This window comes from Chryseobacterium sp. MMS23-Vi53 (assembly GCF_047651245.1).
Classification (GTDB): Bacteria; Bacteroidota; Bacteroidia; order Flavobacteriales; family Weeksellaceae; genus Chryseobacterium.
The window spans coordinates 1,273,535-1,299,473 of the sequence record NZ_CP180265.1; the positions used below are offsets into that span (position 1 = coordinate 1,273,535).

A 25,939-nucleotide genomic window follows, 5' to 3' on the forward strand; every position below is an offset into this window, starting at 1 on the left:
TTCTGCGGATTTTTTGTTTAATTATTATAAACGATTACCTGCATTTTTGTAAGCATAGCTTCTGTATCTCCATTGTAGCCGGAATATCCGGACGGAACAAAATTCACCGTTCCATTTCCAGACCAGGAAGAATACTGTATTTTAAACGTATACGTACCAGCAGAAAGTGTCACTGCCTTTAAAAAAGTCGTACACATAGGAAGTCTTACAAGCTGCGATCCACTTACCATTGAAGCATAAGCCGATGATATTTTAGTTCCGTTTTGCAAAAGGTAAAAAGCTCCCTGTGAATCGGTACTCGAATTAGAAATAGCATATCCCATAATAGTAAAAAGGAAGGTTTGTGTACTTCCAGAAGGTACTGTAAGCGTTAAAGTTACCCCTGGAACATCTGCCACAGTTCCTTGATTAACAGTAAGAGCCGTAGTGCCTTGTACATAAGAAGCAGAAAACACAGTTCCACTAATGGTACTGGGAGATTTCCAAGAAGGAGCTGTTCCTGTACCATTAGAAATCAAAACCTGGCCAGAAGTCCCTGCTGATCCTGCCGTAGTTGCATTACCACCTACATTCAATTCATTCGTCACTTGTAATGATCCATTTACATGAAATAATTTTTGAGGTGTGGCAGTATTTATTCCAACATTTCCACTTCGAATAGAAATAGCTCCCATTCCAGAATTTGAAAGAATAATTCCTCCTAAAGAAACATCTCCATTATCATTAAAAACGATTCGGCGTACGTTGTTTATGCGATCAATAAGCTCAAGGGAATTGGAAGCTCCTGTAGTTCCACCCGTTGTGGGTACAAGTCCCCAAGTTGAAGTTCCGGAACTAAATCTAGATTCCCCGCCGTCTACATGAAACCTTGTGAGAGGTGTTGTGATACCTACACCGACTTTTCCGTTATGCGTTAATACCATAGGCGTAGTTACAGCTAATGAAGCATCATCTGATACGGTCTGAAAATTCAATATTCCTTCATTGTTTGAATTAGAGGTATAATTAAGTTTAAAAATTTTCTCTCCAGAAGCATTTGTAAGATTTTCAAAATACATTCCCGGTCCTGCATAACCTCCACTTGCTCCACCACCCGTTGCAGTTATAGTTGCTCCTTTTACAAAACTTGTGGAAATCCCAGTATTTTGGTTTGGCTCTGCTATGTGTAGATAATTTGAGGGAGCTATTGTTCCTATTCCGACCCTTTTATTAGAAGCATCTACAGAAAAAGCTGATCCGGCAACCGAAAAAGCGTTAACTGCGGTTCCTGTAAAGGCCAGTGTATTTGCATTTTGTGTTACAATTCTATTTCCTGTTAAAGTACCATCAGAATTATAAATGTTTACTCCAAGATTAGTCGCATTTGTAGGATTATGAAGTTTCACCCAAACTGTACCATCATAATAATAATATCCTGTTGTGTCTATGTTTGCAGCAATTCCTGTTTGAGTTCCTGTTGCTATACTATTGATAAAAACCAATGTAGAAGTTGTAATTCCTGTCATGTTTTGCGCTCTTTGCCTGTCTATTCTTGGAACTATTAAACCATCAATATTTGTAGAAGTTCCGGTCGAGTTTTTTGCAACAATATCAAGAGTAGCTGCAGGAGAAGTAGTATTTATACCTACCTGACCGAAATAAAGTAATGGAGTCATTAAAATACTCATTAAAATTATGTTTTTCATCACCTTAGATTTTTACGGTTAAAAATAAATTTTGTCAACAATTGTTTACTCAAAGTTAAACTAAATCATATTGAAAAATGTGAAAAATAGAATAATTATAGTTAAACATAATTCAATAATAATAATTAAACGTTTACACATTTAATATTTTTAATGAAAATTATTTGAATTAATTAAAATAGATAATCAAAATATATAAATCACAATTACAAACACTCGAATGTTCATAAAAACAGTTAAATATCAATCAATTACACTTTAAATCAATTAAAATGATGAATAAAATTCTTCCATCAGATCATTTACAAAAATAAAATCAATATCAAAAATGTTCATTTTAATGAAATTTTTAAAACATTTTGAAATTAAAGCATAAAAAAACAGCCTTAAAAAGCTTAAGACTGTCTCTATTTTAAATTTAAAAGTAAAATTAATACTCAAACAAAACGCTTCCCCAAGTGAAACCACTCCCGAAAGCTGAAAGAAGTACCAAATCACCTCTTTTGATTTTACCCAATTCAATCGCTTCACTCAAAGCAATGGGAATAGAAGCTGCCGTTGTATTTCCGTATTTCTGGATATTATTGTGTATTTTTTCATCCGGCAAACCAAATTTCTGCTGTACAAATTGAGCAATTCTCAAATTCGCCTGATGTGGAATAAACATATCCAAATCTTCAATCTTTTTTCCAGCTTTATCAAGAGCTTCCTGCATCGTTTCAGGAAATCTCGTAACTGCATGCTTGAAAACAAAATTTCCATTCATGATCGGATATACTTCCTTATTCGTCACATTTTCAGGTTCTTTTCTCATTCTGTCGCTCCACCCGAATTTAGAACCTGGGAATTGCGTACACAATTCGTCTGCATATTTCCCCTCAGAATGCATATTTACCGATAAAATGTCTCCTGCATTTTCATCCTCCGTTGCAGAAAGTACGATCGCTCCTGCTCCATCCCCGAAAATTACAGAAACACCTCTTCCTTCGTCAGAAAAATCTAACCCAAAAGAATGAATTTCAGCACCAACTACCAGAATATTTTTGTAAGTTCCTGATTTAATGAAAGCATTTGCCACACTCATCGAATATACAAATCCCGAACACTGGTTTCTCACGTCCAAAGCTCCGATCGTATCGCAACCCAACATATCTTGCAACAAAACACCACAACCAGGAAAATAATAATCTGGAGAAAGTGTCGCAAAAATAATATAGTCTATATCTTTAGCCGTCATTCCGGCTTTTTCCAAAGCTTTTTCCGATGCCTTAAAACCTAAATAAGCACTGGTTTCCTGAGAATCGTTTCTGTTTTTTCTGTGTCTTCTTTCTTTAATCCCCGTTCTTTCGGTGATCCATTCGTCATTGGTGGTCATTAATTTTGCTAGATCATCATTGGTAACAACGTTATCTGGAACATAAAATCCGATCCCTTTTATTGTACTTTTAATCATATAGTTTTTTAATTTTGACAAAGATAAACTTATTTAAGACATAGTATTTCAAAATATTCCTATTTTTACGATATGCCAATCGACACAATATACAGAGATTCACAATGCGAATGGGTAGACGTAGAAGCGCCTACAGCGGAAGATATGAAATTTCTTCATGAAAGATACGAAATCAATAATCTTCTTTTGGAAGATACTTTGGATCCCAATCACTTACCGAAATATGAAGAAGACGGAGATGTGAAATTCTTTCTTTTACGAGAAAGTACTGAATTGGAAAGGAAAAATCTTAACACCATCAGTGATATCAGTACCAAAATCGGCATTTTCCTTATGGGAAGGACGATTATTACGATTCACAGGATGAAAACCAAAAGTATTTCTGAAACAAAAAAACAGGTTTCATGCTTAAAAGAAGAAACAACGGCTGAAAATATTGCGTTGAGAATTTCTTTATTAATTATGAAAAGTTTTGATGATGAATCGATAAGTCTTCTGGAAACAATGGACAACATTGAAAACGAGATTTTCCTTAAAAATACAAACCATACCAATCAAATTAAAAGATTATATAAATTAAAAAGGAAATCAGGATTAAATTCCAGAGTGTTGACGATTTCAACAGATGCAATTGATAAGTTTAAATTATTAGGTTTAAAAGATTCTGAAGTCGTTGATTTAAAAGATAAGCATAAAGACGTTGTTGCTGACTTTGACCATCTTAACGTTCAGATTACCAACTTAATCGGAATGTTTTTGGCTCTTTCCGATCAAAAGGCGAATCAAGTGATGAAGGTTTTGGCGATTTATTCTGTATACTTTTTACCAATTACTTTTATAGCAGGAGTTTATGGGATGAATTTTGATAACATGCCCGAACTTCATCATAAAAATGGTTATTTTTTTACACTAGGTTTAATGGCTGTTGTTGTAATCTGTACTTTTATCTATGCAAGAAGAAAACAATGGTAATTTCCCTAATTTGAAATCGTAAAAACCCTGATTTTGAATATTTTAATTATAATTAATTTTAAATTATAAAACTAATAAGCAAAACGTTGTATTTTTATTATGTTAAAAATATAAAGTTCATTGAAATTTTAAAGCGAAACGGCATACAATCGTCTAGTTGTCATTCCGTAGGACTCTAGGCAGTATTTTAAAGATAATAGTTGAGATTCCTACGGAATGACAAACTTGGGATTTATCAATTATTCTTTGAGATTGCTTCGTCGCTTTACTCCTCACAATGACTATTTCTCTCGCAGATTGAGCAAATGACGCAGATTTTTATGTTTGATTTATTTAAACTTTGTAAATATTTTCCAAAGTTTAAATAAATGACTTCCACCCTAGCCCCGATAGAAACGGCATCCTTTTGGGTTGCGGCTGGAGCGAAGCGGAAGCCGTAACCCAAAAGATATAGTGGATAGCGGGATTAAGCTCCAAATAAAAATAATAAATCTGTGAGAGAAAATAAAAAAACGCCATAAAAACAAAGAAACCATGAAAACCGAAACGCTGAATAAAATTCTTGAAGAAGACGTTCTTTCACCAGAATCAAAACAGAAACTTGCGGCTTTGCATGAAAATATTTCGTCCAAAGAATTTTCTGATCTTTTGGATGAGCAAGGCAACCAATATGTGGAATTCGTACAGGAAGGTGGCGGAGTTTGGGGAAGTGCGCTGGTCGGTTATTTGTATGGTCTGGAAATTTTCGGAATCCGTTTTCTAAAAGTGGCGGGAACGAGCGCAGGAGCAATCAACACCATGCTGATTGCAGCTTGTAAAACGAAAGAAGAAGCGAAAAGCGAAACCATAAAGGACATACTTTTCAACTGGAATTTTTCTGATTTTATGGATGGTAAATCGTATGTGAAAACCACCATTCATTCGATGCTGAACAATAAGAATTTCATCAAGACCAATGCAATTATTGCAGCCGTAATTATGTTAATTCTTGTAATTATGCCGTTTGCGATTTCTTCTGAAACGACTTTGAGAGCAAAATTGCTTTTTTTAGTTCCTATCATTCCTATTATTATTGCATTTTTTTATTTCAGAAAATTGTACAGTGATTTGAAGAAAGCCAATTCTGGCTTGAATCCCGGAAATGCTTTTTTAAACCAGATGACCCAAGTTTTGGAAAGCTTCGGAATAAAAACCGTCGCTGCTTTGAATGATAAATTCGTACAGTCCGGAAAAGATCTCAATCTTAATTACCGCTACGGAAACGGCATGGAATACTATGCCATCGCCCTAAACAGCATCGAAGAAATCAAAGTGAATAATAAAGAGCACATCGACGAAATTCGCTACAAAATTTTCTACGAAAGTGCAGTAAACAATGATTATTACAAACAAGATCCTTTCTATTCATTAAAATCGGAATATATCGTTATCACAACAGATATTAATGCAAAAATCAAGGTTGAATTGCCGACAATGGCGAATTTATATTGGTCTGAAGAGGAAATGAAACACATCAGTCCTGCAGAATTTGTACGTGCTTCGATGTCGGTTCCATTCTTTTTTGAACCTTTGCAAAAACAAATCGACAAAAATGATGATTCCGTAAAATATGCATGGAAATTCTGGATGAATACAAAACAGGAAGATATTAATCCTGTCGGAGTTTTCATTGATGGCGGAAGTATTTCGAATTTCCCGATCGATCTTTTCCACGCCACCGATATTTTTTATCCGAGAATGCCTTTGTTTGGTGTTCAATTGACAAGCGATTCTGATATTCTGTCCGAAAAAGGAAAAACGAGCGCAGAAATACTGAAGTCTCCTCTTTCTTTTGCAGGAAATATCATCAGTACATTGAAAGGTTTTAATGATAAAACCTTTCTTACCAAACATACTTTTTATCATCTTTTCAGCATCCAAACCGTGAATTGTGGAACGAGCAACTGGTTGAATTTCTTCATGAAAAAAGAGGAAAAAGAAGAACTTTTTAACCGCGGATTTTCTGCAGCTTTAGATTTTCTTAATAATTTCGATTGGGAAAAATACAAGTGCGAAAGAATGATGCTGTCGATGAAGGAGAAAAAGATTTTGAAGGAAGAAAATACGAAGACAGTGGGGTAAAATTAATTTCCATTAATTCTCACTATTTACATTAATGTTTTTCGTAGCTTTAATATCACAACATCAAAATATTCATCCATGAAAAATTCAATCTACACATTTTTCCTACTTGTAATGATCGGTTTCGGAAGTTTTGTGAATGCTCAAAAAATCACAGACGGACAATCTATAGATGTTAATGGAATGAATGTTACATTTAATATTTTAAATAAAGAAACCATTCAAGCGGGCGGAAAATCTTATGATCGCTACAAAGTTTCGGCTTCTGTGAAAAATACTTCTGATAAGTCGTACAACATCAGACTTTCATCATATCCGCAGATTGCCAGTAATATCGGGCTTGTCGAACTGGATTGCATTAATGCAACCGGAGCCAAACTCACATCCAAAAAGATTGAACTAAAAATGAAAGCTCAAATCATCAATGTTACTTATTCTGCTTACGATAAATCAGGTAAATTTGTCAATAATATTATTCCGATAACGGGAAGTTATTATTTTGATGCGGGAGATACCATCAATGATGATGCGATTTTTATCGTCCCGCAAGGTGAAAAACCAGATGTTTCTGTGAGAAGTTTGAGGTAGTTTTAATTAAAGATGCTTCGGCAGGTTCAGCATGACATAACGCTAGGAACTCTACCCTTTCTCCCACATTGGCTTATGCTTCAAAACCTCCTTGTAAATAGAACAACTTTCATCGTGAGAACCTTTTAAATAACCGATGCTCATTAGAAATTCATTCACAATTTCACCACCTGTGAATTTGAACGTTTTTTTGAATAATTTCATCCATTCCGGTAAGGTTTTCGGGTGGTTGCTTTCCAGCCATTTTTCAAAAGAACCGAATTCTTTTTGTAATTCTATAATAGTTTTTGCATTTTCGATCGCTGCGTTTACCTTTAATTTATTTCGAATGATTCCTGGATCGCTTAATAATCTTTCGCGGTCAGTTTCGGTGTAAGCTGCTACTTTTTGGATATCAAAATTATCATAAGCCAGTCTGAAACTTTCTTCTTTTTTCAAGATCGTTTCCCAGCTCAAACCGGCCTGATTGATCTCCATGATGAGTCTTCCAAACAATTCATTATCATCATGAATCGGAAAACCGTAATAATTGTCGTGGTATTTTTTGTGAAGTTCTCTCCTGCTTTCAGGCTGCATTCCTTTAATGGCTGAACAATAACTCATTTCAGTATATTTTCTGTTTTGGTTAAAAATTTTTCTAAGGCCTCTTTAATATCAATTCCTGTTCGGTCTGCTAAGATAATCAACCACCAGATATTTTCGGCTAATTTATGTTCCAGTTCTTCGGCAGCATTTGCTTTTGTCCAGGTTTTTTCATGCGACATTACATTTCTTCCGACCAATGCCGTATCGGTAAGAAATGCTAAAGCATCCTGTTCCAGCGTCCATTCTTGACCATTTTGCTGAATTTCTAATTGATGATATTTTTCTCTGATTTCAAGAGAACGCTTTATGATTTTATCTAAATTATTATGATCCATAAACAAATAATTTTTGTCGGGATAAAGATAAGATGATATTGTGACAACTGTATGTCAGGAGAATTTTATCTTACTTTTTAGAAAAATCATTCAAATATGATAGATAAATTATCCTAATGAAAATTTTTAACAATTAAAAATCTCATTTTCAACGCTTACCACATTTAATAGAAAATTAAATCATAATAAGTAATTTTTAATTTATATTTGTTAAAATTAATTAAATTAAAATTATATTAGAATAAAATTAACATTTAATTAAGCCATGGCTAAAAACTTACTACTTCTCATTATTTTGTATTCTACAATGACATGGGCTCAAAAGTCTGCACAACCTGTTGTTGATATTTATGCAAAAACAATGAATGAAACCGCAACAGAAGATCCTGTACGTGCTTTAAAAATCGCAGATTCTTTAGCTAAAATTGCTAAAACTCCTGAATTAAAAGCAAAAAGCTATCTTTTAACCGCCAATATTTATATGTTCCAATACAAACTTGGAAGAAGTGTAAAGTATGGAGAAATGGCAAGAGAAGTTCTTAGCAAAACAGATAATTATGAATTGCAGGCAAGAACTCTTGGACTTTTAGCAGAAAACTATGGTACTTTAAAATTATATGAAAAAGCAGAAAAATGTCTTGATGAAGGTCTTAAAACTGCTGATAAAATAAAAGATCCTGTAAAAAAGGCACTAGTGCAATCTCGTTTTTGCACAGCACTTGCCCAATATAAACCAGAAAAAGCTTTAGATTATCATTTTAAAGCTTTAGAATATCTTTCAAAAATACCTACTGACAGCCAAAATGTGGGACATCATTACCAAGAGATTGGTTCCTTTTACTTTACTACAAAAAAATACAAGCTTTCCAAAGAATATTATCTGAAAGCAATAAATATTCTTCCAAAGGGAACTATCACTATGGCTTTTGCTCAAAATGGGCTTGGAGAGGTTTTGCTTGAAGAAAAAAACTACAGCGAGGCAGAAAAGATCTTTTTAAAAACATTGGAGTTCGCCGAAAAATCGCAAAATACCGGAATGAAAAATCTTGTTGCCCAGTGCCTTGCTGATTTATATGATGAAACCAAACAATACCAAAAGGCTAGTTTTTATAGGAAAATGAATGCTAAAACCAATGCAAAACTAGCGGGTGGAATCTCATATTATGTTGCTAAGGACAACAATAAAATAGAAAAAGAAAAAAATAAATACGCAAGTTGGAACAACACAAAAAACATTGTAATTGGTATCGCTTCTCTATTTCTTTTAAGCCTCATCATTGTTTTCATTATAAATAAGAAGAAACAACAAGAAGAATACAAAAAATTCAAAAGTATTATCGATCATTATAAAGAAAAAGAAGAATACGTTCTGGAAACCCAAATTATCACATCTGATAGAGACGAAATTGAAAAAGAAGAAGAAAAGATCGTGGAAGAAATGGATTCAGAAAATAAACAAACCGATATTGCCATTAATAAAGAAACTGAGGCAAAAATCCTTGAACAGCTTGAACATTTTGAAAAAGATGAAGTGTATAACAACTCTTATATTTCGCTATCGTTTTTGGCAACGGAATTCAATACCAATATTCGATATATTTCTTATGTCGTGAAAAAACATAAAGGAGTTGATTTCAAAAGCTACATTAACAAACTGAGAATCAACTACATTATCCACAAACTAAATACTTCACCAAAATACAGAAAATACAAAGTAGGCGCTTTGGCAGAAGAATGCGGCTTTTCTTCTCACAGCAAATTCACCACTATTTTTAAATCTATTACAGGAATTTCACCTTCTACTTTTATTTCTTTCATCGAACAAGAAGAGGCAAAGAGAGCTAAAAAGTAATTTCGATACAATTATTAATTTTTTACACCAGCCTGTACTTTACAATGGTACAGGTTTTTTGTCTTTTCTAAGGTACTTACATCACATAATTTTCTAAAAAAAGATGTTGCTTTTCTTTTTACCGAAAATGAAAAGTATATCATTTTCAGGAAATATTTTCTTAAGATAAATTTGTGAAGGTATAAACCAGGCGAATTATTGAGTAAGATGTGTAAAGCCTTGACAGAATTTACAAAACACATGTTTTAAAAAAACATCTGAAAAATTTGCTATGTTTAGCGGAATGCGGGAAACTATTTTCCCGCATTCTTTTTTACTCAGAATAAATACAACTCTACAGTTTTTATAATCACGAATATCATCGGATTTGTTTCCTGCAGTTTTTTATTTGAAGCTATTTCCCGCTATCCACTGTATCTTTTTGGGTTACGGCTTCCGCTTCGCTCCAGCCGCAACCCAAAAAGGATGTCGTTTCTATCGGGGCTAGGTTTCAGTTATCCATACAAAACTTAGGTTTAAAAATTATTTCAGGTTTACAAATTAATTTATCACTTAACAAAGATTTATCGAATTTCAAAACAAAACACAAATAATTACAAATCAATCTATTGAGGTTTAAAACCTATTCATTTTCGGAAAATGAAAAGTATCTTTCTTTTCAAAACAAAGGTTCTGCTGTAGATTTGCGAAGTAATGTCAAGCATAATAAAAACTTTAAAACATGAAAAAATTTATCCCTCAAATTGTTCCTTCTCTTCTGACAGAACATTTGTTCATTTAGAAAGCCATTCATACTATTAAATTCCCCTTTCTTGCTTTTACAAGAATGATTCATAGCTGATAAAGTCTTTAAAAATTTAGAAATCTATTATGATTTTTAAGAGACTGCTATTACCTATTCCCAAATATTTAAAACACATAAAAAGATTAAATCATAAGATTCTAAAATTACAAACATGAAAAAACAACTATTAACAATTTTGTCTCTAACATTTGGCATGGTTGCCTTTGGGCAGGTAGGCGTTAACACTTCTACTCCAACAGCAACATTGGACATTACTGCTAAAACGACAGTAGGAGATTCTGTAGAAGGATTATTAATTCCCAGAGTCGATCGACTGAAAGCTCAAACAATGGCATCTATTCCCACTTCTACCTTGATTTATGTAAACAGTGTAGCAAACGGAGGGCAAACTGGGAACGCTTTAAACATTGATGATGTAGGATATTATTATTTTAATGGTTCATTATGGACAAAGCTAACAACCTCATCGACACCTTCAAGTTCTGTAAATATTTATAACACTGACGGAACCTTGGCCGGAAATAGAATCGTTACACAAGGCGCAAACTTTTTACGCTTTACCCCAACCATTGCTCACGGATTTTCTGTAAATGGAAACACTTTTTCTGTAGATGGAGAAAACAGCAGAGTAGGAATCGGAACTATTACTCCGCAAAGAAAACTACATATTAATGGACCTATGCAACTTACCAACGAATTCAATGTAGGAGGTACCAATACAACGGCCGGAAGTGCTGGGGCAAACGGACAAATTCTTACTTCTGGAGGAGCTGCAACAGCACCAAGTTGGGAAAACCCTGTAAATCTATATGTAGCGAACGGAACACTTACCGGTAACCGTGTCGTAACTCAAGGATCTAATTTTTTACGTTTTACCCCAACTATTCCTCATGGATTTTCTGTCGATGGAAATACTTTCTCAGTTGATGGAGCGAATAACAAAGTAGGAATTGGAACTATTGCTCCCGAAACAAAACTTCATGTTGTCTCTACTGTGGAAAACTCGGCCAGATTCAATCTAATGGATTCACCAGTGGGAACAGATCAATATTTTATCCTTGCTTTAAGAAATACATCTGCAATGGCGGTCGGAAATTATTCACTTTTAGGGTTTACTAATAGTGGTCCTACTAATGGAGGAGCTAATTGGGCAGTAGGATCTATTCGCTCAGGAGTTGGAGTTGTTACCGGAGCCCAGGAAGATTTTTATATTGGCTCTTCGATAGGTGGTGGATTGGTTGAAAAATTGAGAATAAAACCGGCATCCGGAAATGTAGGTATCGGAGTCTCTAATCCATTGTATAAGCTTGATGTAGATGGTGTTATCAATGCTTCTGGAAACGTAAGAGCAAACGGTGTTGTACTTACATCAGATTCTCGACTGAAAAAAGATATACATGATACATCTTATGGTCTGAAGACTGTAATGGCACTTCGTCCTGTAGAATATCAAAAGAAAAATAGCATTCAAAATAATGATTACAACAAGCATGAAATAGGTTTTCTAGCTCAGGATATTGCTAAAGTGATTCCTTCCTTGGTTACAAGTGGTGCAGATAAAGATAAACTACTTTCGGTTTCGTATACAGAACTTATTCCGGTGCTTGCGAAGGCAATTCAGGAACAGCAGAAGGAAATCAGTCAGTTAAAAGAAGAAAATAAAAAACTTGCGGATGTTGTAGAAAATACCAAAACAATGGAAAAAGAATATACTAACTTGGCTCAGCAAATAAAAGATATGCAAAGAATTCTTGGAGTAAAGAAAACCGAATCAAGTGTAAAAGTTGCTGTAAAATAAAAGAAATTATTTAGATTCTAAAAACACACTACAATTTACTACATGTTTTCAAAAGCCACTGTTCCCAAAATAAGGATAGAAAACATATAATTTCAATTTACAAGTTCACAGTCATGTTTAATTATTCAGTTATTTTTTTAGCTGTATAATTTGAGTACCCTTTTTTTAAGGGTATTCTTTTCTCAAGTTAAAGATTTACACTAAATATTTAAGCTAAGATTAAAAGAAATCGATTGCAAACTCCCAGAATTATCACTGCAAACAGAATTATTTTGAATTTCAACACTTCTATATAAATAATTAAATATCAATATATTAAAAGTTTTATTTTTTCTCTTTTCCGAAAACGAAAAGCCTATTTCTTTTTTTAAGGTCGCGTTTCTGATACATTTGCAAACAATGTCAAGCATATTAAAATTTTAAAACAATGAAAAAAAACATTATTGTAGCATGTGCTTTAGTTACTTTCGGAGTTTCATTCGCACAGGTGGGAGTAAACACAACCAATCCGCAAGGGGTCTTCCACGTCGACGGAGCTAAAGACAACAACGCTACCGGTTCGCCAACTGCGGCTCAGCAACTTAATGATTTGGTGGTAACGAGCGCAGGAAATGTGGGAGTAGGAACAACAGTTCCCACCGCAAAAATGGAAATCAATTCGGGAACGGCAAACACGAGTGGACTTAAACTGACCAATCTTACCTCTGCCTCCCCTATTTCAGCAGGACAAACCATCGGTGTGGATGCATCGGGAAACGTGGTCACTTTACCTAATCCTACTGCTGTGGGAGTTACAACAGCAGAAGTAGCCTCCACAACAATCACAGCTACATCTGATTTTGACGTGAATGATTCCTCGGACACCATGGTTACGGGAACTTCACAGACTGTAAATATTCCTACCGGAGGAAAAGCTCTATTTATTAACTTTATGTTAGGAATCGATTTTACAACAACTACAGGAACAGGAGCAGGATACTTCCGAGCCATGCTGTTTATAGATGGAGTGGCCACCAATACTTATCTTATTGTTCAGGAACCCGTTGGATCTGCAGCAGCTACTGGAGGTCAGCAGCTTTCATATACTTTAAATACGGTAAAATTCCTTACAGCAGGTACTCATACTCTGGATATCAGAATGAGAAGAACTGCAAACAATGGAACTGCGGCAGGTACCGTTACAGGTTGCCGACCAATCTCTATGTCATTTAATGCTTCTTACTTAAATTAATAATTTATGAAAAAGCATTTATTATTTGCAGGATTGTTAGCCGTCACAACTATGTCTGCACAAGTGGGAATCAATACCCAGAATCCTCAGACTGCCTTTCATGTGGATGGTGCTAAAGATAACAACACTTCAGGAACTCCAACTACGGCTCAGCAGCTTAATGATTTTACCGCCAATACTTCCGGAAATCTCGGTATAGGAACTTCAGCACCAACTTCAAAGGTTGAAATCTTTTCAGGAACAACAAACGAAAGTGGTCTAAAGTTTAGAAATCTAACTTCATCTACGCCTATCGCCGCAACCGGGCAAAATCTTGGAGTAGACGAGCTTGGAAATGTAGTTACAGTTCCGACACCTACCAGTCCTAATGTAATCACCGCTGAGGTGTCCAACTCTACTGGCTTCAGTTACAATGTAAATGATCAGGCTTATACGCTTATTCCGACTTCTCAACAAACTCTGAATATTCCGGCAGGAGGAAAAGCAGTATTCATCAATTTTATGTTGGGAATAGATTATTTTACATTTCTTCCCGGCGGCGGAGCAGCTTATTATGAAGCAAGATTATTTGTAGACGATGTTCCTACCAATGTATATCTTGTCACGCAGGAACGTGTACAAGGAGGATCCCAGACCCAATACTCAATAAGTACGGTAAAAACTTTGTCTGCTGGTACTCATACTGTTGATGTAAGAATGATCAGATCTTTCAATAATGGTGTAGCATCGGGTTCAAATATGGTATGCAGAGCGATTTCCATGTCCTTTAATGCGTCTTATATCAACAATTAAAATGTATGATATATTGTAATGAAATTTCCCCTCATTTTTCATTACTCTTAAAAATACAAATGTCTATATAAAAATTATTCGGGAACGCGCGTGTTCCGGTCTATTTTAAAATAATTCCTTTAATTTTAGTTAGGTTATCAGAAGCCTGTTCTTTTTTGAGCAGGTTCTTTTTTGTTTAATATTTTGAGGTCATTGTTTAATGTTAAAGATGTTTCGACTGCTTCGCACTCAGTATGACAACGCTAATACTAGCTGCTTCCGCCTGAATTCATTAAAAATAATTGCAGATAAAACAGTTGGTATTAGCGACCTGTCATGCTGAGCCTGCCGAAGCATCTCTCCTATTTAATAGATTTCTTCCTTCGCGGAAATGAAAGGAAGGGTAAAAAAATCCTCCAATATTCATCCAAAATACAAGTTCACATTGTCGGAACTTCCGATGAAACCAAGCAAAACTATTTTACATCGTCGGAAACTCCGACGAGAAGAATCGATATTTATGTAAGCTGTCGGAAGTTCCGACGGAAAGAAACTAAACAGGTTAAGACTTTCGGAAAATCCGACGACCTCAACCTGTATTTAAACATAAAAACCTCCACGATTGCGGAGGTTTTTGTTATTATGGTAAGAAAAATTTAGTGTACACCACTCAAATCTATTTTTTCTTTGCTTTTTCGTTCTTTTACTAATAAGATAAACGGAATACAGACAAGGAATGCGATCCCCAAATACAGGAAAACATCCATATAAGATAATACTGTTGCCTGTTTTGTTACCGACAGATCGAGCATTTTATAAGCGGCATTCATTGCCGCATCGGGAGTCATTCCTTTTGCCATAAAACTGCCTTTCAGTGCCTGTAATCTCTGCTGAACTGCAAAATCTGTTTCATCGAGATGAGAAATAAGGTTGAGTCTGTATTTCTGACCTGCATTAGCAATAAATGTAGTAATTGCTGCAATTCCAAAAGAGCCTCCAAGTTGTCTCATCATCCCTGTAAAAGCTGCTCCCTGACCAATTTCCTGACCTTTCAGGGTACTTAATGATAATGAAGTGATCGGAATAAATAATAATCCAAGTCCTGCTCCTCTCACCATTAGCATCCAGAAAAATGCTTCTTTACTTGTATCGGGTGTCAAAATTTTATATCCCCAGAAACTATATATAAAGAATACTAATAATCCTAAAGATACCAGGATCTGCTGTTTTGCACCTTTTGAAAGCAATCGTCCAATAATTGGCATCATGAAAGCGGTCGTTAGCGCCGCAGGAATCATCAAAGCACCGGACTGAAAAGCCGTCCATCCTAAAATACTCTGCGTATATAAAGGAACGATAAAGGTAGAACCGTACAATCCGAATCCTAATACAAAGGACATCACCGTACCAATCCTTAAGTTGCTATTTTTTAAAACCCTTAATTCAACAATCGGATATTTGAAAGTAAGCTCTCGCCAAAGGAATAAAATAAATCCTAAAACGGCCGAAACGGTAAATAATACAATCCATCCACTTGCAAACCAGTCTTCCTCATGCCCTCTTTCTAAAATATACTGTAATGAACCAACCGTAATTGCCAGTAATCCGATACCAATCCAGTCGACATCCGAAGCTTTACGTTTTTCTGCATATTTTGGACTTTTCACGAACTGAAGCGTCATTAAAGTTGCTGCAATCCCGATAGGAATATTAATATAGAAAATATACGGCCAGCTAAAATTATCTACGATATATCCTCCCAGAGGTGGCCCCAATGTAGGACCAATAATTACCCCAAGACCATAAATCGCCTGAGCCATACTTCTTTTTTCAACCGGATAAGATTCCGTAATAATCGTCTGTGAAGTTACCAATAAGGCTCCCCCACCGATTCCCTGCATCAATCTGAAGAATACCAATTCCCAGATATTCGTAGCATTTCCGCATAAGAATGAAAATACTGTAAATATAATGATGGATGCCGCGAAATAATTTCTACGCCCAAACTGCTGAGACAGCCAGCTCGTCATCGGTACAATAATTACGTTACCGATTGCGTATGCTGTAATCACCCATCCTACTTCCGAAAGTGTAGCTCCCAGGTTACCCTTCATCTCGTTCAGGGCAACATTTACAATCGTGGAGTCTACAATTTCCAGCAGGGCACAAAGGATCGCCGTGATTGTAATGATCACTCTTCGGGCTCCATATTCTACTAATGAATCTTGCATAGTTTTTTTAATATTTTTTGGGAATTAAGAGATTTGAGATTCAGAGATTTACAATCAATATATGCATTTTTACGAACTAACTTAACTGATTGAATCTGTGTTTAGGCTAAGATTAAGGTTAAAAACTTATTCACCCGTCGAGTTTATGATGTTTAAAACAATCTAAACCGATGATCCACACAGATCGTTTCCGAATCTCTAAATATCTTAATTTTTAAAAGTGAATTGTCAATGATTAAACCTACTTCATTTTGTCTATTTTACTACTTCATTTCCAAAATCATTATTGATTTTCATCCTCAGTTCCGGTATCAACTTCATCGTCCTCTGCTTCATTTTCTGCAACATTGAGACTTTCCTCTTCAAAACCGGCATCAACTACATGATCAATATACCGCTACATTTACCAACCGCATTCTTGATTTCCATCTTCATTAAACCAGAATCAACCTCATCGCCAACATCTTCATTTCCACATTCATTATTGACTTTATCATCATTTCCGGCATCAACTTCATCATCAATTTTACTCCTTCAATTTCATACAGCATCAGACACTTTTGCAAAATTGACAATCCACTTTATATGGAATTCAAAAAGTGAATTGTGAGTGGATCATCCATCATGTCGTCAATTTTACTACTTCTTTTACATTCCACAATCGACTTGCTCCTGCAAAACTGACAATTCACTTATTTGAAAATTTAAATTTTATTTTAAAGAAACCTCTGCTTTTACGTTCATTCCTGTTCTTAATCTCTTTGCTACATCTTTATCAAGATTTATAAAATCGATTTTTACAGGAAGTCTCTGAACTACTTTTACGAAGTTACCACTCGCATTATCCGGAGGAAGGATAGAAAATGTAGCACCCGTTGCAGGAGAGAATGAGCTTACAACACCATCAAATTCTCTGTCCGGGAAGGCATCGATTTCGATTTTTACCTTTTGTCCTTCAACCATTTTATCAACCTGAGTTTCTTTGAAGTTTGCAACAACCCACTTTTGGTCGTTTTTAACTAAAGCAAACAACTGAGAACCAGCCTGTAAATATTGCCCTGCCTGAATTGGAACTTTTCCAACATATCCATCTTCAGGAGCAACGATTACTGTGTATGATAAATTTAATTTTGCATTTTCTACATCTACTTCTCTCTGTTTAGCAACAGATCCTGCAACACTGATTTGCTGAGAACTTGCAGCCGTTTGAGAAGAAGCAATATTTGTTTGTTGAGCAATTTGATTTCTTTGGTCAACCAAAACTTGTAACTGTCTGTCAGCCGATTGTTTTGCAGCCAAAGCCTGCTCATATTGTTGTTCTGTAATCGAGTGATCTTTCACCAATACAGAATATCTTTTTAAATCCTGAGCTGTTTTCCAAACGTTTACTTTTGCAGCTTCAATTTGTGCGTTTGCAGTTGTTACCGCTGCTTCAGAAGAACCGATGTTTTTTGAAGTTGCAGTTGTAGAAGCTTGTGCATTAGAAATATTACTTTTAGCTGTAACCAACGCCGCTTCAGCTTGTTGAAGAGCCATTTTCTGATCTCTGTTATCTAAAATAACCAACGTATCTCCTTTCTTTACAAACTGGTTATCTTTTACTTTTACTTCAGTTACATATCCAGAAATTTTAGAAATTACCGGAGCTAAATTTGAAGCAATTTGTGCGTCATCTGTTTCTTCGTGAACTTGTCCGTAAGAATATGTTTTATAACCGTAGATTCCTCCACCGATTAAAACAACCGCTAAAATTATCGGGAAAACTAAACTTTTTTTCTTTTTAGGTTCAGTCGCTTGTGTATTATTATTTTCCATTGTTGGTATAGTTCTTATTTTTTATTTAATTGTTAAAGTTCCAGTAGTCTGTAAAAGTTTTCTGTACGCCAATGCTGCATCTGCCTTTGCATTGATCACTCCAACGTTTGCAGCAATCTGAGCGGCATCTGCATCCAATAATTCCGTCATGGTTGCCAAACCGTTATCGTATTTATTTTTTGTAATTCTGTAATTTTCATTAGCTTGTTCAGCAGACTTTTCAAAAACAGTGATTCTCTTTTTAGAATAATCTGTGTTTTGATATTCTCTGTTTACATCTAGTTTGATGTTGTCATTCAACAATTCATTCGTTGCAGATAATTGCAACTCTCTTGCCTGAGATTGTTTTTCTGCTGAATTTTTCTTCCAGATGTTTGATAAATTGTATGAAATCCCAACTCCAACGTTTACAGCATTATAAATCGTTAAAAACTTAGGAATATCTGCAGCAACATAACCCCCTGTAAATGCAACTGAAGGAAGATTTTCAGCTTTTGCTGCTTTTGTTCCCAATGCTGCAGCTTGTCTTTGTTTTGCTAAAGCCTGAACATCTTTACGATTTTCTTTTGCTTCATTTACATAGAAATCAACAGGTTTTACATCTGTTCCTTCATCGATATAGTTTTCGTCAACTTCAATTTCTGTAGTTTCGGGAAGACCAATTAATAAATCCATGTTGATGTTAGCAATATTGTAATTATTTCTTGCTTCCAATAATTGCAATTCGATATTTGAAGTCTGAAGATTTGCCTTTAAACGGTCGTTTCTTGCAATAACACCATTGTTTTCAAGTTTAAGAAAAGTTTCGTCTCTTTTTTGAGAAGCCGTAAGGTTTTCTTCTAAAACTTTAATGGACTGGTTTGCTTTAAATAAATTATTGTAAGCCTGAGCAACGTTATAAGCAATCGCTACTTTATCGTTTTCTGTATTCAATTTTGATGCTTCCACCAAATATTTTGCAGATTCGATTCCGTATTTTATTCTTCCGCCGCTATAAATCGGAACACTAAGATTTGCCATTCCGTAAGCAACCTGATGAACTTCTGGGCTACTTCCACCTCCTTCTGATGAAGCTCCGGAAAGTTTTATATTTACATTCGGTTTATTGGGAAGATACAAATAGCTTCCAGAAATTTTCAATTCGGGAAGTTGTCTGTTTTTTGCTTCCAAAAGATCTGCAGTAGCTTCTTCGATTTTAGCTGCGTCGATCTTCAGGTTTTTGCTGTTTTGGATACCCAACTGCACAGCTTCATCAAGAGTGAGTCTTTTTTTCTCCTGAGCATTTGCGTTTGCGATTCCTAAAAGTAAGGAAAGGGCAATAACTGAGTTATTTATTCTCTTCATAACCTAAAAGGTCTTTTAGTAAGTATTTTATATGTATATTAAGTTCTGTGTAAAATTTTTCTTCAAAAACTTCTTCGTCTTCAGTATTATCAAGAAATTCTTTATACATTTCTTTTGCATTTGATGCATAAAATAAAGTTCCGCTTACTGTTGAATGAAGCAGATAAATCGGAGGATTTTTGGTAAAAGTTCCTTTTTGTAATCCGCTTTCCAAAATTTTTGAGTACATGGTAAGAAATCCCATTTTGGTTTCCTTCAAAAACTCCACGATCTGAGGGTTTTCTGCGTGAAGCTGCTCTCTCTGCATGATTCTGTAGAAACATTTATGGTTTCTTACTTTACCGGCAAACTGATCTACGATCTTTTCTACTTTCTCCCAGTCATTAATATCCGTTCTCTCAATAATATCTTTCGAAAAAAACTGCCCCTCATTCATTCTGTATTCTACCAGCTTTTCGTAAAGCTTTTCCTTCGAACCAAAATAGTAAGAGATCATAGAAATATTTACATTTGCAGCTTTGGCAATTTCCCGGGTTGAAGTTCCTTCGAAACCTTTTTCGGCGAAAAGCTTTTCGGCAGCAAACAATATATTTTCTTCTTTTGAAATCATTTTTATACTCTCATTTTTTCAGGGAGCAAATTTACAATAGTTTTTCAACAAATCAAACGATTGATTGATTTTTAATTTAAATTTAATTTATTTTTAATGTTTAAAATTTTAAACTATTGATTATCAAATATTTATTCTTTATTTATAAATTAAATAAATGTTATAGATTTTGTGTTTTATTGGTTTTTTGTGATAAAATCGCGTCCCGAAAATTGTTATTAAATTAAAATTATAAATAAAAAAAGAATCAAAACGATTTAAAACAAGTTATTAAAATGATGATTTTGTTTATATTTGAAAACATCAATTGATGTTCAATTTGAAATTCAAAAAACTATAACAAGAAAACAATTAATAAACAATTTTATATGAGACAAAAATTTATCCCTTTTTTATTTTCTGCAACATTATTATTTTCATTAGGCTGTCAGACAGATGATGAAATGGACGAAGAAATTAACAAGGTTATGTGTGATTCATCCAATACAACTTTTAATCAGCTTTACACTAGCCTTATCACTTCAACAGATTCAGGAAACAATGTTTCATTAGATCTTGTTACTCATTCCTATACTTTTAGCGTAACTTCCAACAAAGTCATCTGTAAAGTGGGATATAGAAGCATTCCTGCAATGAGTACAACACCTTATGATATTGAAATTTATGACAATACTTCAGGAACAGTAATGTATTCTGGAAGCCATGTTTTTTCTTCGACTATAACTTCTTATGTAGCAATAACACCTGTCGTTATACAGACAGGACATTCATACACCATAAAAAGAAGTCAAAACAATTATGCAGGAAATATAACTAATACTATCGGCAGAAGAATAGCTAGCCCAACTCTTCCAATAGTTTACGGAGATCTTAAAATTACGGGTTCATCATATTACGGAACAGGAGGCCCCATTAATAATACATCTATTCCTTACATCGACATTGTTTTTGAGTAAATTTAAATGGGTAAAGAAAACTCCGACAAATCGCCGGAGTTTTCTATTAACTTTTATGAATATATCTTGATAATTTTATACCTAAATCTGTCCAGACAATTTTAGGATTTCCGTTTCTGGTAAGGTGCAGATCGGCAGTATTGATTTCTTCTAAAATACTCTCAATATTGGCTCCACTGATGAATTTTGAGAAACCTAACCAATTGAACCCATTCGCATCAATTTTCTTGTAAACTAAACTTTCCGACTGATAATTCTGAAGCAGAGCCAAACGGAAAATTTCGGAACAGTAATTTAAAAAGTTCTTCTGCTTTTCACGATTCCAGCTGGCAATTTCTCTTGCCCATAGAATGATACTTTTCAAAAATTCCGGTTTCTTTTTTACCATAAAAGCATCACGAACCCATTGTACAAAGAGTTTTTCGAATTCGTCGGTTTTATTTCCGGATTGTAAAAGCTTAATTGCATCATTCAAATCTCCCTGAGCTTGGTGAATGATCTCCCTTATTTTATCATCAGAAATATTGAAATTCTTTTTTAAATAAGCTTCAAGATCTTCATCAATAATTCTGGGAACTTCTACAATTTGCGTTCTCGAAAGAATCGTGGGAAGAATGTCGTTTGTAGACTCTGCGGTAAGTAAAATAATGGTTTTTGCGGGCGGTTCTTCTAAAAATTTCAGGAATTTGTTGGAGGCAGCGACGTTCATTTTGTCGGCTCGCCAGACAATTAAAATTTTGGTTCCGCCTTCATAACTCTTTAATGAAAATTTTTGGTTCTGATCATCGATTTCATCTGCAGAAATAAAAAGCTGCTTGTTTTCCGATTCCAGAAAAGCTGTCCAGTCATCATAACTGGAGTAAGGAGCATTGATGATCATTTCGCGGAATTCATCAAATTTATTTTTGCTTAAAGAATTCTTATTGTCCGTAAAAACCGGAAAACTGAAGTGTAAATCAAGGTGATTTAAGTGTTCCACCTTAGAGGCAGCATGCTCATTTTCGCCACTAAGAATTTCTTTTGCATATGCCAAAGCCATCGGCAATGTTCCATATCCTTCTTTTCCTGTGAAAAGCTGGGCGTGGCTCACTCTGTTTTCGGCGATACTGTCTCTAAGAAGTTTTTTCAGACTTTCTTGTCCGGCAATGTTCTCCCAATTCATGGCTCAAAGATAAAGAATTTTTGCAACGGACGATTTGCGAATTGTCAATTTTGCTTTGCAAGTGAATTGTTAATTTTTATCCTATACTATATAAATATTCTTTAAAAAATTCATAAGTAAAGCGTATTTACAATTCACCATTCACCATATTAATGTCTATTCATCCCCCTTAACAAACTTTAACCTCTTATAATTTTTACAATTCATTAATATTTAAGATATTTGCGCATTGTTTTAAAAATAAAGAATGAAAAAAATCTTTGTACTATCATTCATATCAGTTGGATATTTCCTAAATGCGCAGAATTTGAGTAACTCACCTTATGCAACTTACGGAATTGGAGATGTAAAATATGATAATACGATTGAAACTGCCTCTATGGGAGGTATATCAACAGCATTTATTAGCGATTTCAGCAGTAATTTCAATTTTGCAAACCCAGCAAACAATGCCAATTTCGAGCTTACAAGTATAAAGCTGGAAGCAACCAACGAAAACAATTACTTCAAAACTGATTATAATAATACGAAGTCTACTAAACATTCTACGTATTTATCTAATATTTCATTAGCCTTTCCTTTGTCACCAAAGTTGAAAATGGGATTTTCTTACCAGCCTTATAGCTCTAAAAGTTATGAAATCTTACATACAGATGAGCTTAAAGACGAAAATGGTGTAGTATATGCCAATAGATACAACAGATTCAAAGGAAGCGGTACATTGAACACTGCTCAGATTGCATTAGGATATAAAGTAAATGATAAATTTGCTGTAGGTGTAAGAGCGAATTATTATTTTGGAAATCTGTATGACCTTAACGAATTATATCAGTCTAATGCTGAATTAATCAATGGTTATGAGACTAAAAATAATGTAAGAAATTTCAACTTTACATTAGGAGCAAGCTACCAAAATTTGAATACAAGTACAGACAGAAAACTGACAATTGGTGCGACCACTACTTTTGGAAACACAAGTAATATGACAACCGATTACCTGAACAGTACTTATTTCTATACAGATGCCGACAAAACGGTAAAAAGTAACGAAAGTACAATCGAGCAAAAAAGTATGAGCTCTAAAAACCTTCTACCATTACAAGCATCATTAGGTGTAGGTTATGGTGAAGAAAACAAGTGGTTCTTATCTTTGCAGGGAGATTATAAAAAAGGAGAAACAATTGCTTATTTCGGACAATCTTTGGATCTTCAGGATTCTTACAGAATTTCTGCCGGAGGTTGGTATTTGCCAAATTACAACAACTTTAGAAGTTATTTTTCAAGAATTGTTTACCGTTACGGAGCTTTCTATGAAAAAGGGAGCTTACAGCTTGCAGGACAAAACATTAACAAATTTGGAGTTTCTGCAGGAGTTTTACTTCCATTCAAAAACAGCAGCATAACGAGAATGAGTGGTCTTGAATTGGGTCTTGAAGTTGGAAAAAGAGGAACACTTAAAAACAACTTAATCAACCAAAACTTCATCAACCTGAGAGTTGGTTTCAATTTTGCTGATAAGTGGTTTAGAAAGACTCTATATAACTAAAATGAAGTTTTTTAGAAACATATCATACAAAAAAAATATAGCATACCTTTTTAGTTGTGCTATATTTTTTATTATAACATCTTGTGAGGAAGATCTTACCAAAAACAATGGTAAACAAAGTAAAAATTTTCCTTCAACCATTATCAATAATGCAAATATTATCCAGAGAGATTCAGGTTTTGTTACCTTAAGAGCAAAAGCTCCTATTATTGAAAAATATGAGTTGATCGACAGTCCTTACACTGTTGCAAAAAAAGGAATTGACATCCAGTTTTTTGATAAGAAAAAACCAAAGATTCCGGGAACGATTAAGGCGAAATATGCTCGTTTTCTGGATTATAAAAAATTCTACGAAGCAAAAGGTGATGTAAGAATCACTACCAACGATGGTGATCGATTTGCTATGCAAAGTATTTACTGGGATCAGATAAAAAAGGAAATGTATACGAAAGATACAGTTTATGTAACTCGAAAAGACGGCTCTACACTCGTTGGAGCTAATGGAATGTGGGCAAAAGACGATTTCTCAAAATACGTTTTCTATCAAAACTCAGGAAATTTTACATCAACCAAAATATCTGAAAAAGCAAAATAATCCTATGATTTCTCATGCAATCGGATTGATGTCCGGAACGAGTTTAGACGGTTTGGATATTTGTTTTGTAAAATTTGAAAAGCAAGATTTTTGGAGTTTTCAAATTTTAAAAGCAGAAACCATTCCTTATCTCAAGAATTGGGAAGATCAGCTTAGAAATTCCATTCATCTTTCGGCGAAAGAATTATTGGAATTGAACTCAGAATATGGTTTTTATTTAGGCCAATCTGTTAAAAATTTCATTGAAAAGCATCAGCTTGAAAATATAGATTTAATTTCTTCTCACGGTCATACGGTTTTTCACCAGCCTCAAAGAAAATTTACCTTACAGATTGGTGACGGAAGAGCGATTAAATTGGAAACAAATTTACCTGTCGTTTACGATTTCCGAACTCAGGACGTTTTGATGGGCGGAAATGGCGCTCCCCTAGTACCAATTGGCGATGAATTGTTGTTTTCTCAATACGATGCTTGTCTAAATTTAGGTGGGTTTTCGAATATTTCTTTAAAAATTAATGATCAAAGAATCGCCTTTGATATTGCTCCGGTAAATATTGTTTTGAATAAATTAGTTCAGAAATTCAACAAAAATTTCGACGAAAACGGAGATTTAGCAAGAACAGGGAAAATTGATGAAGATTTATTATTAAAATTAAATTCATTAAGCTTTTATCAACAATCTCATCCAAAATCTCTTGGAATTGAATGGTGCAACGAAAATATTTTCCCTCTTTTTGAAAACATAGAAACGATTGATATTCTTTCAACTTTTACAGAACACGTTGCTCAACAAATCGCGAAAGTTCTTAATGAAAATCAATTAAAGAAAGTACTTTTTACGGGTGGCGGAACGTACAATCAATATTTAATTGAGAAAATTAAAGCTAAAACAAACGCGGAAATCATAATTCCTGAAAAAGAAATTATAGACTACAAAGAAGCTTTGATCTTCGCATTTATGGGAGTTCTAAGACTTAATAATGAAATTAATATCTTGGCTTCTGCGACGGGAAGTTCTCACGATCACAGCTCAGGCATTATTGCATAAAAAAACCTCCATTTCTGAAGGTTTTCTTTTTATTTATAAGCTTCGATTTTATCTGTAAGCGTATTGATGAAGTTTTGAAGCGGTTTTTCAACCATCATTTTGATAAAAGGATTGAATTTTCCTTCGAATAACATCTGTACTTCTGTCTGATTTTCATTAAGAGGATTCAAAGTTGCTGTCAATGAAAAGTCTAAACTCGAACTTGCAGACTTCAAAACTGCTTTCTGATCGTTTACTTCATCAATTTTTAAAGCAATTTCAGGCATCCCCTGCAATCCGAATTTAAATCCATCTTCTCTTGTTTCAAACTTTTGAAGCCCGTCTGGCATAAAATCTTTGTAGTTTTCAGGAGATTTTAGGATCTCTGTTAACTCTTTAGATGATTTATTGACAATAATCTTTCGTCCTTCTAAATTCATTTTTTATTTTTGTATTT

Annotated in this window: 22 protein-coding genes; 12 read left to right on the plus strand and 10 right to left on the minus strand. The window is 34.5% G+C overall.

The window, feature by feature from the left end; genetic code table 11:
* Positions 1-17 precede the first annotated feature (17 nt).
* A complete protein-coding gene (locus tag ACKX2A_RS05615; protein WP_415328203.1) occupies positions 18-1,685 on the minus strand; it encodes a hypothetical protein in 1,668 nt (555 codons plus the stop codon).
* A gap of 430 nt (positions 1,686-2,115) precedes the next feature.
* Positions 2,116-3,138 (minus strand): 3-oxoacyl-ACP synthase III family protein, encoded by a 1,023-nt coding sequence (locus ACKX2A_RS05620; RefSeq protein ID WP_415328205.1) that lies wholly within the window; start codon positions 3,136-3,138, stop codon positions 2,116-2,118.
* 72 nt (positions 3,139-3,210) lie between these two features.
* On the opposite strand from ACKX2A_RS05620, the gene ACKX2A_RS05625 reads away from it, so the two are divergent.
* The 3 genes from ACKX2A_RS05625 (at position 3,211) to ACKX2A_RS05635 (ending at position 6,819) form a co-directional block, all read left to right on the plus strand.
* Positions 3,211-4,110 carry a CorA family divalent cation transporter gene (locus ACKX2A_RS05625; RefSeq protein WP_415328207.1) on the plus strand — a complete coding sequence of 300 codons (900 nt, stop codon included), beginning with the start codon at positions 3,211-3,213 and terminating at the stop codon, positions 4,108-4,110.
* A 534-nt stretch (positions 4,111-4,644) separates the two neighbouring features.
* A complete protein-coding gene (locus ACKX2A_RS05630) occupies positions 4,645-6,231 on the plus strand; it encodes a patatin-like phospholipase family protein (RefSeq protein ID WP_415328209.1) in 1,587 nt (528 codons plus the stop codon).
* A gap of 78 nt (positions 6,232-6,309) precedes the next feature.
* Positions 6,310-6,819 (plus strand): hypothetical protein, encoded by a 510-nt coding sequence (locus tag ACKX2A_RS05635; protein WP_415328211.1) that lies wholly within the window; start codon positions 6,310-6,312, stop codon positions 6,817-6,819.
* Positions 6,820-6,870: 51 nt separating this feature from the next.
* On the opposite strand, the gene ACKX2A_RS05640 is transcribed toward ACKX2A_RS05635, so the two are convergent.
* Together ACKX2A_RS05640 and ACKX2A_RS05645 are read right to left on the minus strand one after the other, a co-directional pair.
* On the minus strand, positions 6,871-7,422 hold the full coding sequence (locus ACKX2A_RS05640) for a DNA-3-methyladenine glycosylase I (protein ID WP_415328212.1): 552 nt from the start codon (positions 7,420-7,422) through the stop codon (positions 6,871-6,873).
* A complete protein-coding gene (locus ACKX2A_RS05645) occupies positions 7,419-7,739 on the minus strand; it encodes a MazG-like protein (protein WP_415328214.1) in 321 nt (106 codons plus the stop codon). The genes ACKX2A_RS05640 and ACKX2A_RS05645 overlap by 4 nt, the downstream gene beginning before the upstream one ends.
* Before the next feature lie 265 nt (positions 7,740-8,004).
* Here ACKX2A_RS05645 and ACKX2A_RS05650 point away from each other — a divergent pair, with 265 nt between their 5' ends.
* The 5 genes from ACKX2A_RS05650 (at position 8,005) to ACKX2A_RS05670 (ending at position 14,856) form a co-directional block, all read left to right on the plus strand.
* A complete protein-coding gene (locus ACKX2A_RS05650; RefSeq protein WP_415328215.1) occupies positions 8,005-9,591 on the plus strand; it encodes a helix-turn-helix domain-containing protein in 1,587 nt (528 codons plus the stop codon).
* 956 nt (positions 9,592-10,547) lie between these two features.
* Positions 10,548-12,194 (plus strand): tail fiber domain-containing protein, encoded by a 1,647-nt coding sequence (locus ACKX2A_RS05655; RefSeq protein ID WP_415328217.1) that lies wholly within the window; start codon positions 10,548-10,550, stop codon positions 12,192-12,194.
* 427 nt (positions 12,195-12,621) lie between these two features.
* A complete protein-coding gene (locus ACKX2A_RS05660) occupies positions 12,622-13,425 on the plus strand; it encodes a hypothetical protein (RefSeq protein ID WP_415328218.1) in 804 nt (267 codons plus the stop codon).
* Positions 13,426-13,431: 6 nt separating this feature from the next.
* Positions 13,432-14,217, plus strand: a complete 786-nt coding sequence (locus ACKX2A_RS05665) for a hypothetical protein (RefSeq protein ID WP_415328219.1) — start codon at positions 13,432-13,434, stop codon at positions 14,215-14,217.
* Between the two features lie 315 nt (positions 14,218-14,532).
* Positions 14,533-14,856, plus strand: a complete 324-nt coding sequence (locus ACKX2A_RS05670) for a hypothetical protein (RefSeq protein WP_415328220.1) — start codon at positions 14,533-14,535, stop codon at positions 14,854-14,856.
* Here the strand turns inward: ACKX2A_RS05670 and ACKX2A_RS05675 are convergent.
* From ACKX2A_RS05675 to ACKX2A_RS05690, 4 genes are all read right to left on the minus strand, one after another.
* Entirely contained in the window at positions 14,853-16,427 is a 1,575-nt protein-coding gene (locus ACKX2A_RS05675; RefSeq protein WP_415328221.1) for a DHA2 family efflux MFS transporter permease subunit, read from the minus strand. The two genes, ACKX2A_RS05670 and ACKX2A_RS05675, sit on opposite strands and share 4 nt — an antisense overlap.
* Before the next feature lie 711 nt (positions 16,428-17,138).
* On the minus strand, positions 17,139-18,242 hold the full coding sequence (locus ACKX2A_RS05680) for an HlyD family secretion protein (protein ID WP_415328223.1): 1,104 nt from the start codon (positions 18,240-18,242) through the stop codon (positions 17,139-17,141).
* A gap of 21 nt (positions 18,243-18,263) precedes the next feature.
* A complete protein-coding gene (locus tag ACKX2A_RS05685) occupies positions 18,264-19,586 on the minus strand; it encodes a TolC family protein (RefSeq protein WP_415328225.1) in 1,323 nt (440 codons plus the stop codon).
* Positions 19,570-20,196: a TetR/AcrR family transcriptional regulator gene (locus ACKX2A_RS05690; protein ID WP_415328227.1), complete on the minus strand. Its 627-nt coding sequence runs from the start codon at positions 20,194-20,196 to the stop codon at positions 19,570-19,572. Before ACKX2A_RS05690 ends, ACKX2A_RS05685 begins: the two co-directional genes overlap by 17 nt.
* Positions 20,197-20,564: 368 nt before the next feature.
* Here ACKX2A_RS05690 and ACKX2A_RS05695 point away from each other — a divergent pair, with 368 nt between their 5' ends.
* Positions 20,565-21,152, plus strand: coding sequence for a hypothetical protein (locus ACKX2A_RS05695; RefSeq protein ID WP_415328229.1), 588 nt, complete (start codon positions 20,565-20,567; stop codon positions 21,150-21,152).
* A gap of 46 nt (positions 21,153-21,198) precedes the next feature.
* On the opposite strand, the gene ACKX2A_RS05700 is transcribed toward ACKX2A_RS05695, so the two are convergent.
* Complete coding sequence (locus ACKX2A_RS05700; RefSeq protein ID WP_415328231.1) at positions 21,199-22,314, minus strand: ATP-binding protein; 1,116 nt, start codon at positions 22,312-22,314, stop codon at positions 21,199-21,201.
* 247 nt (positions 22,315-22,561) lie between these two features.
* Between ACKX2A_RS05700 and ACKX2A_RS05705 the strand changes: the two genes are divergently transcribed.
* The 3 genes from ACKX2A_RS05705 to ACKX2A_RS05715 are packed head-to-tail and all read left to right on the plus strand — an operon-like array spanning position 22,562 to position 25,503.
* Positions 22,562-23,860 carry a hypothetical protein gene (locus ACKX2A_RS05705; protein ID WP_415328232.1) on the plus strand — a complete coding sequence of 433 codons (1,299 nt, stop codon included), beginning with the start codon at positions 22,562-22,564 and terminating at the stop codon, positions 23,858-23,860.
* 1 nt (position 23,861) lies between these two features.
* Positions 23,862-24,455, plus strand: a complete 594-nt coding sequence (locus ACKX2A_RS05710) for an LPS export ABC transporter periplasmic protein LptC (protein ID WP_415328234.1) — start codon at positions 23,862-23,864, stop codon at positions 24,453-24,455.
* 4 nt (positions 24,456-24,459) lie between these two features.
* The gene (locus tag ACKX2A_RS05715) at positions 24,460-25,503 is read left to right on the plus strand and encodes an anhydro-N-acetylmuramic acid kinase (protein WP_415328235.1); all 1,044 of its coding nucleotides are present in this window, start codon (positions 24,460-24,462) and stop codon (positions 25,501-25,503) included.
* Between the two features lie 29 nt (positions 25,504-25,532).
* On the opposite strand, the gene ACKX2A_RS05720 is transcribed toward ACKX2A_RS05715, so the two are convergent.
* A complete protein-coding gene (locus ACKX2A_RS05720) occupies positions 25,533-25,922 on the minus strand; it encodes an SRPBCC family protein (protein WP_415328237.1) in 390 nt (129 codons plus the stop codon).
* Positions 25,923-25,939: the final 17 nt, after the last annotated feature.

What these genes read in the sequence shown, in the direction of transcription:
- ACKX2A_RS05615 (WP_415328203.1), bottom strand. Translation starts at nt 1,685, where the DNA reads ATGAAAAACATAATTTTAATGAGTATTTTAATGACTCCATTACTTTAT.
- ACKX2A_RS05620 (WP_415328205.1), bottom strand. Translation starts at nt 3,138, where the DNA reads ATGATTAAAAGTACAATAAAAGGGATCGGATTTTATGTTCCAGATAAC.
- ACKX2A_RS05625 (WP_415328207.1), top strand. Translation starts at nt 3,211, where the DNA reads ATGCCAATCGACACAATATACAGAGATTCACAATGCGAATGGGTAGAC.
- ACKX2A_RS05630 (WP_415328209.1), top strand. Translation starts at nt 4,645, where the DNA reads ATGAAAACCGAAACGCTGAATAAAATTCTTGAAGAAGACGTTCTTTCA.
- ACKX2A_RS05635 (WP_415328211.1), top strand. Translation starts at nt 6,310, where the DNA reads ATGAAAAATTCAATCTACACATTTTTCCTACTTGTAATGATCGGTTTC.
- ACKX2A_RS05640 (WP_415328212.1), bottom strand. Translation starts at nt 7,422, where the DNA reads ATGAGTTATTGTTCAGCCATTAAAGGAATGCAGCCTGAAAGCAGGAGA.
- ACKX2A_RS05645 (WP_415328214.1), bottom strand. Translation starts at nt 7,739, where the DNA reads ATGGATCATAATAATTTAGATAAAATCATAAAGCGTTCTCTTGAAATC.
- ACKX2A_RS05650 (WP_415328215.1), top strand. Translation starts at nt 8,005, where the DNA reads ATGGCTAAAAACTTACTACTTCTCATTATTTTGTATTCTACAATGACA.
- ACKX2A_RS05655 (WP_415328217.1), top strand. Translation starts at nt 10,548, where the DNA reads ATGAAAAAACAACTATTAACAATTTTGTCTCTAACATTTGGCATGGTT.
- ACKX2A_RS05660 (WP_415328218.1), top strand. Translation starts at nt 12,622, where the DNA reads ATGAAAAAAAACATTATTGTAGCATGTGCTTTAGTTACTTTCGGAGTT.
- ACKX2A_RS05665 (WP_415328219.1), top strand. Translation starts at nt 13,432, where the DNA reads ATGAAAAAGCATTTATTATTTGCAGGATTGTTAGCCGTCACAACTATG.
- ACKX2A_RS05670 (WP_415328220.1), top strand. Translation starts at nt 14,533, where the DNA reads ATGCTGAGCCTGCCGAAGCATCTCTCCTATTTAATAGATTTCTTCCTT.
- ACKX2A_RS05675 (WP_415328221.1), bottom strand. Translation starts at nt 16,427, where the DNA reads ATGCAAGATTCATTAGTAGAATATGGAGCCCGAAGAGTGATCATTACA.
- ACKX2A_RS05680 (WP_415328223.1), bottom strand. Translation starts at nt 18,242, where the DNA reads ATGGAAAATAATAATACACAAGCGACTGAACCTAAAAAGAAAAAAAGT.
- ACKX2A_RS05685 (WP_415328225.1), bottom strand. Translation starts at nt 19,586, where the DNA reads ATGAAGAGAATAAATAACTCAGTTATTGCCCTTTCCTTACTTTTAGGA.
- ACKX2A_RS05690 (WP_415328227.1), bottom strand. Translation starts at nt 20,196, where the DNA reads ATGATTTCAAAAGAAGAAAATATATTGTTTGCTGCCGAAAAGCTTTTC.
- ACKX2A_RS05695 (WP_415328229.1), top strand. Translation starts at nt 20,565, where the DNA reads ATGAGACAAAAATTTATCCCTTTTTTATTTTCTGCAACATTATTATTT.
- ACKX2A_RS05700 (WP_415328231.1), bottom strand. Translation starts at nt 22,314, where the DNA reads ATGAATTGGGAGAACATTGCCGGACAAGAAAGTCTGAAAAAACTTCTT.
- ACKX2A_RS05705 (WP_415328232.1), top strand. Translation starts at nt 22,562, where the DNA reads ATGAAAAAAATCTTTGTACTATCATTCATATCAGTTGGATATTTCCTA.
- ACKX2A_RS05710 (WP_415328234.1), top strand. Translation starts at nt 23,862, where the DNA reads ATGAAGTTTTTTAGAAACATATCATACAAAAAAAATATAGCATACCTT.
- ACKX2A_RS05715 (WP_415328235.1), top strand. Translation starts at nt 24,460, where the DNA reads ATGATTTCTCATGCAATCGGATTGATGTCCGGAACGAGTTTAGACGGT.
- ACKX2A_RS05720 (WP_415328237.1), bottom strand. Translation starts at nt 25,922, where the DNA reads ATGAATTTAGAAGGACGAAAGATTATTGTCAATAAATCATCTAAAGAG.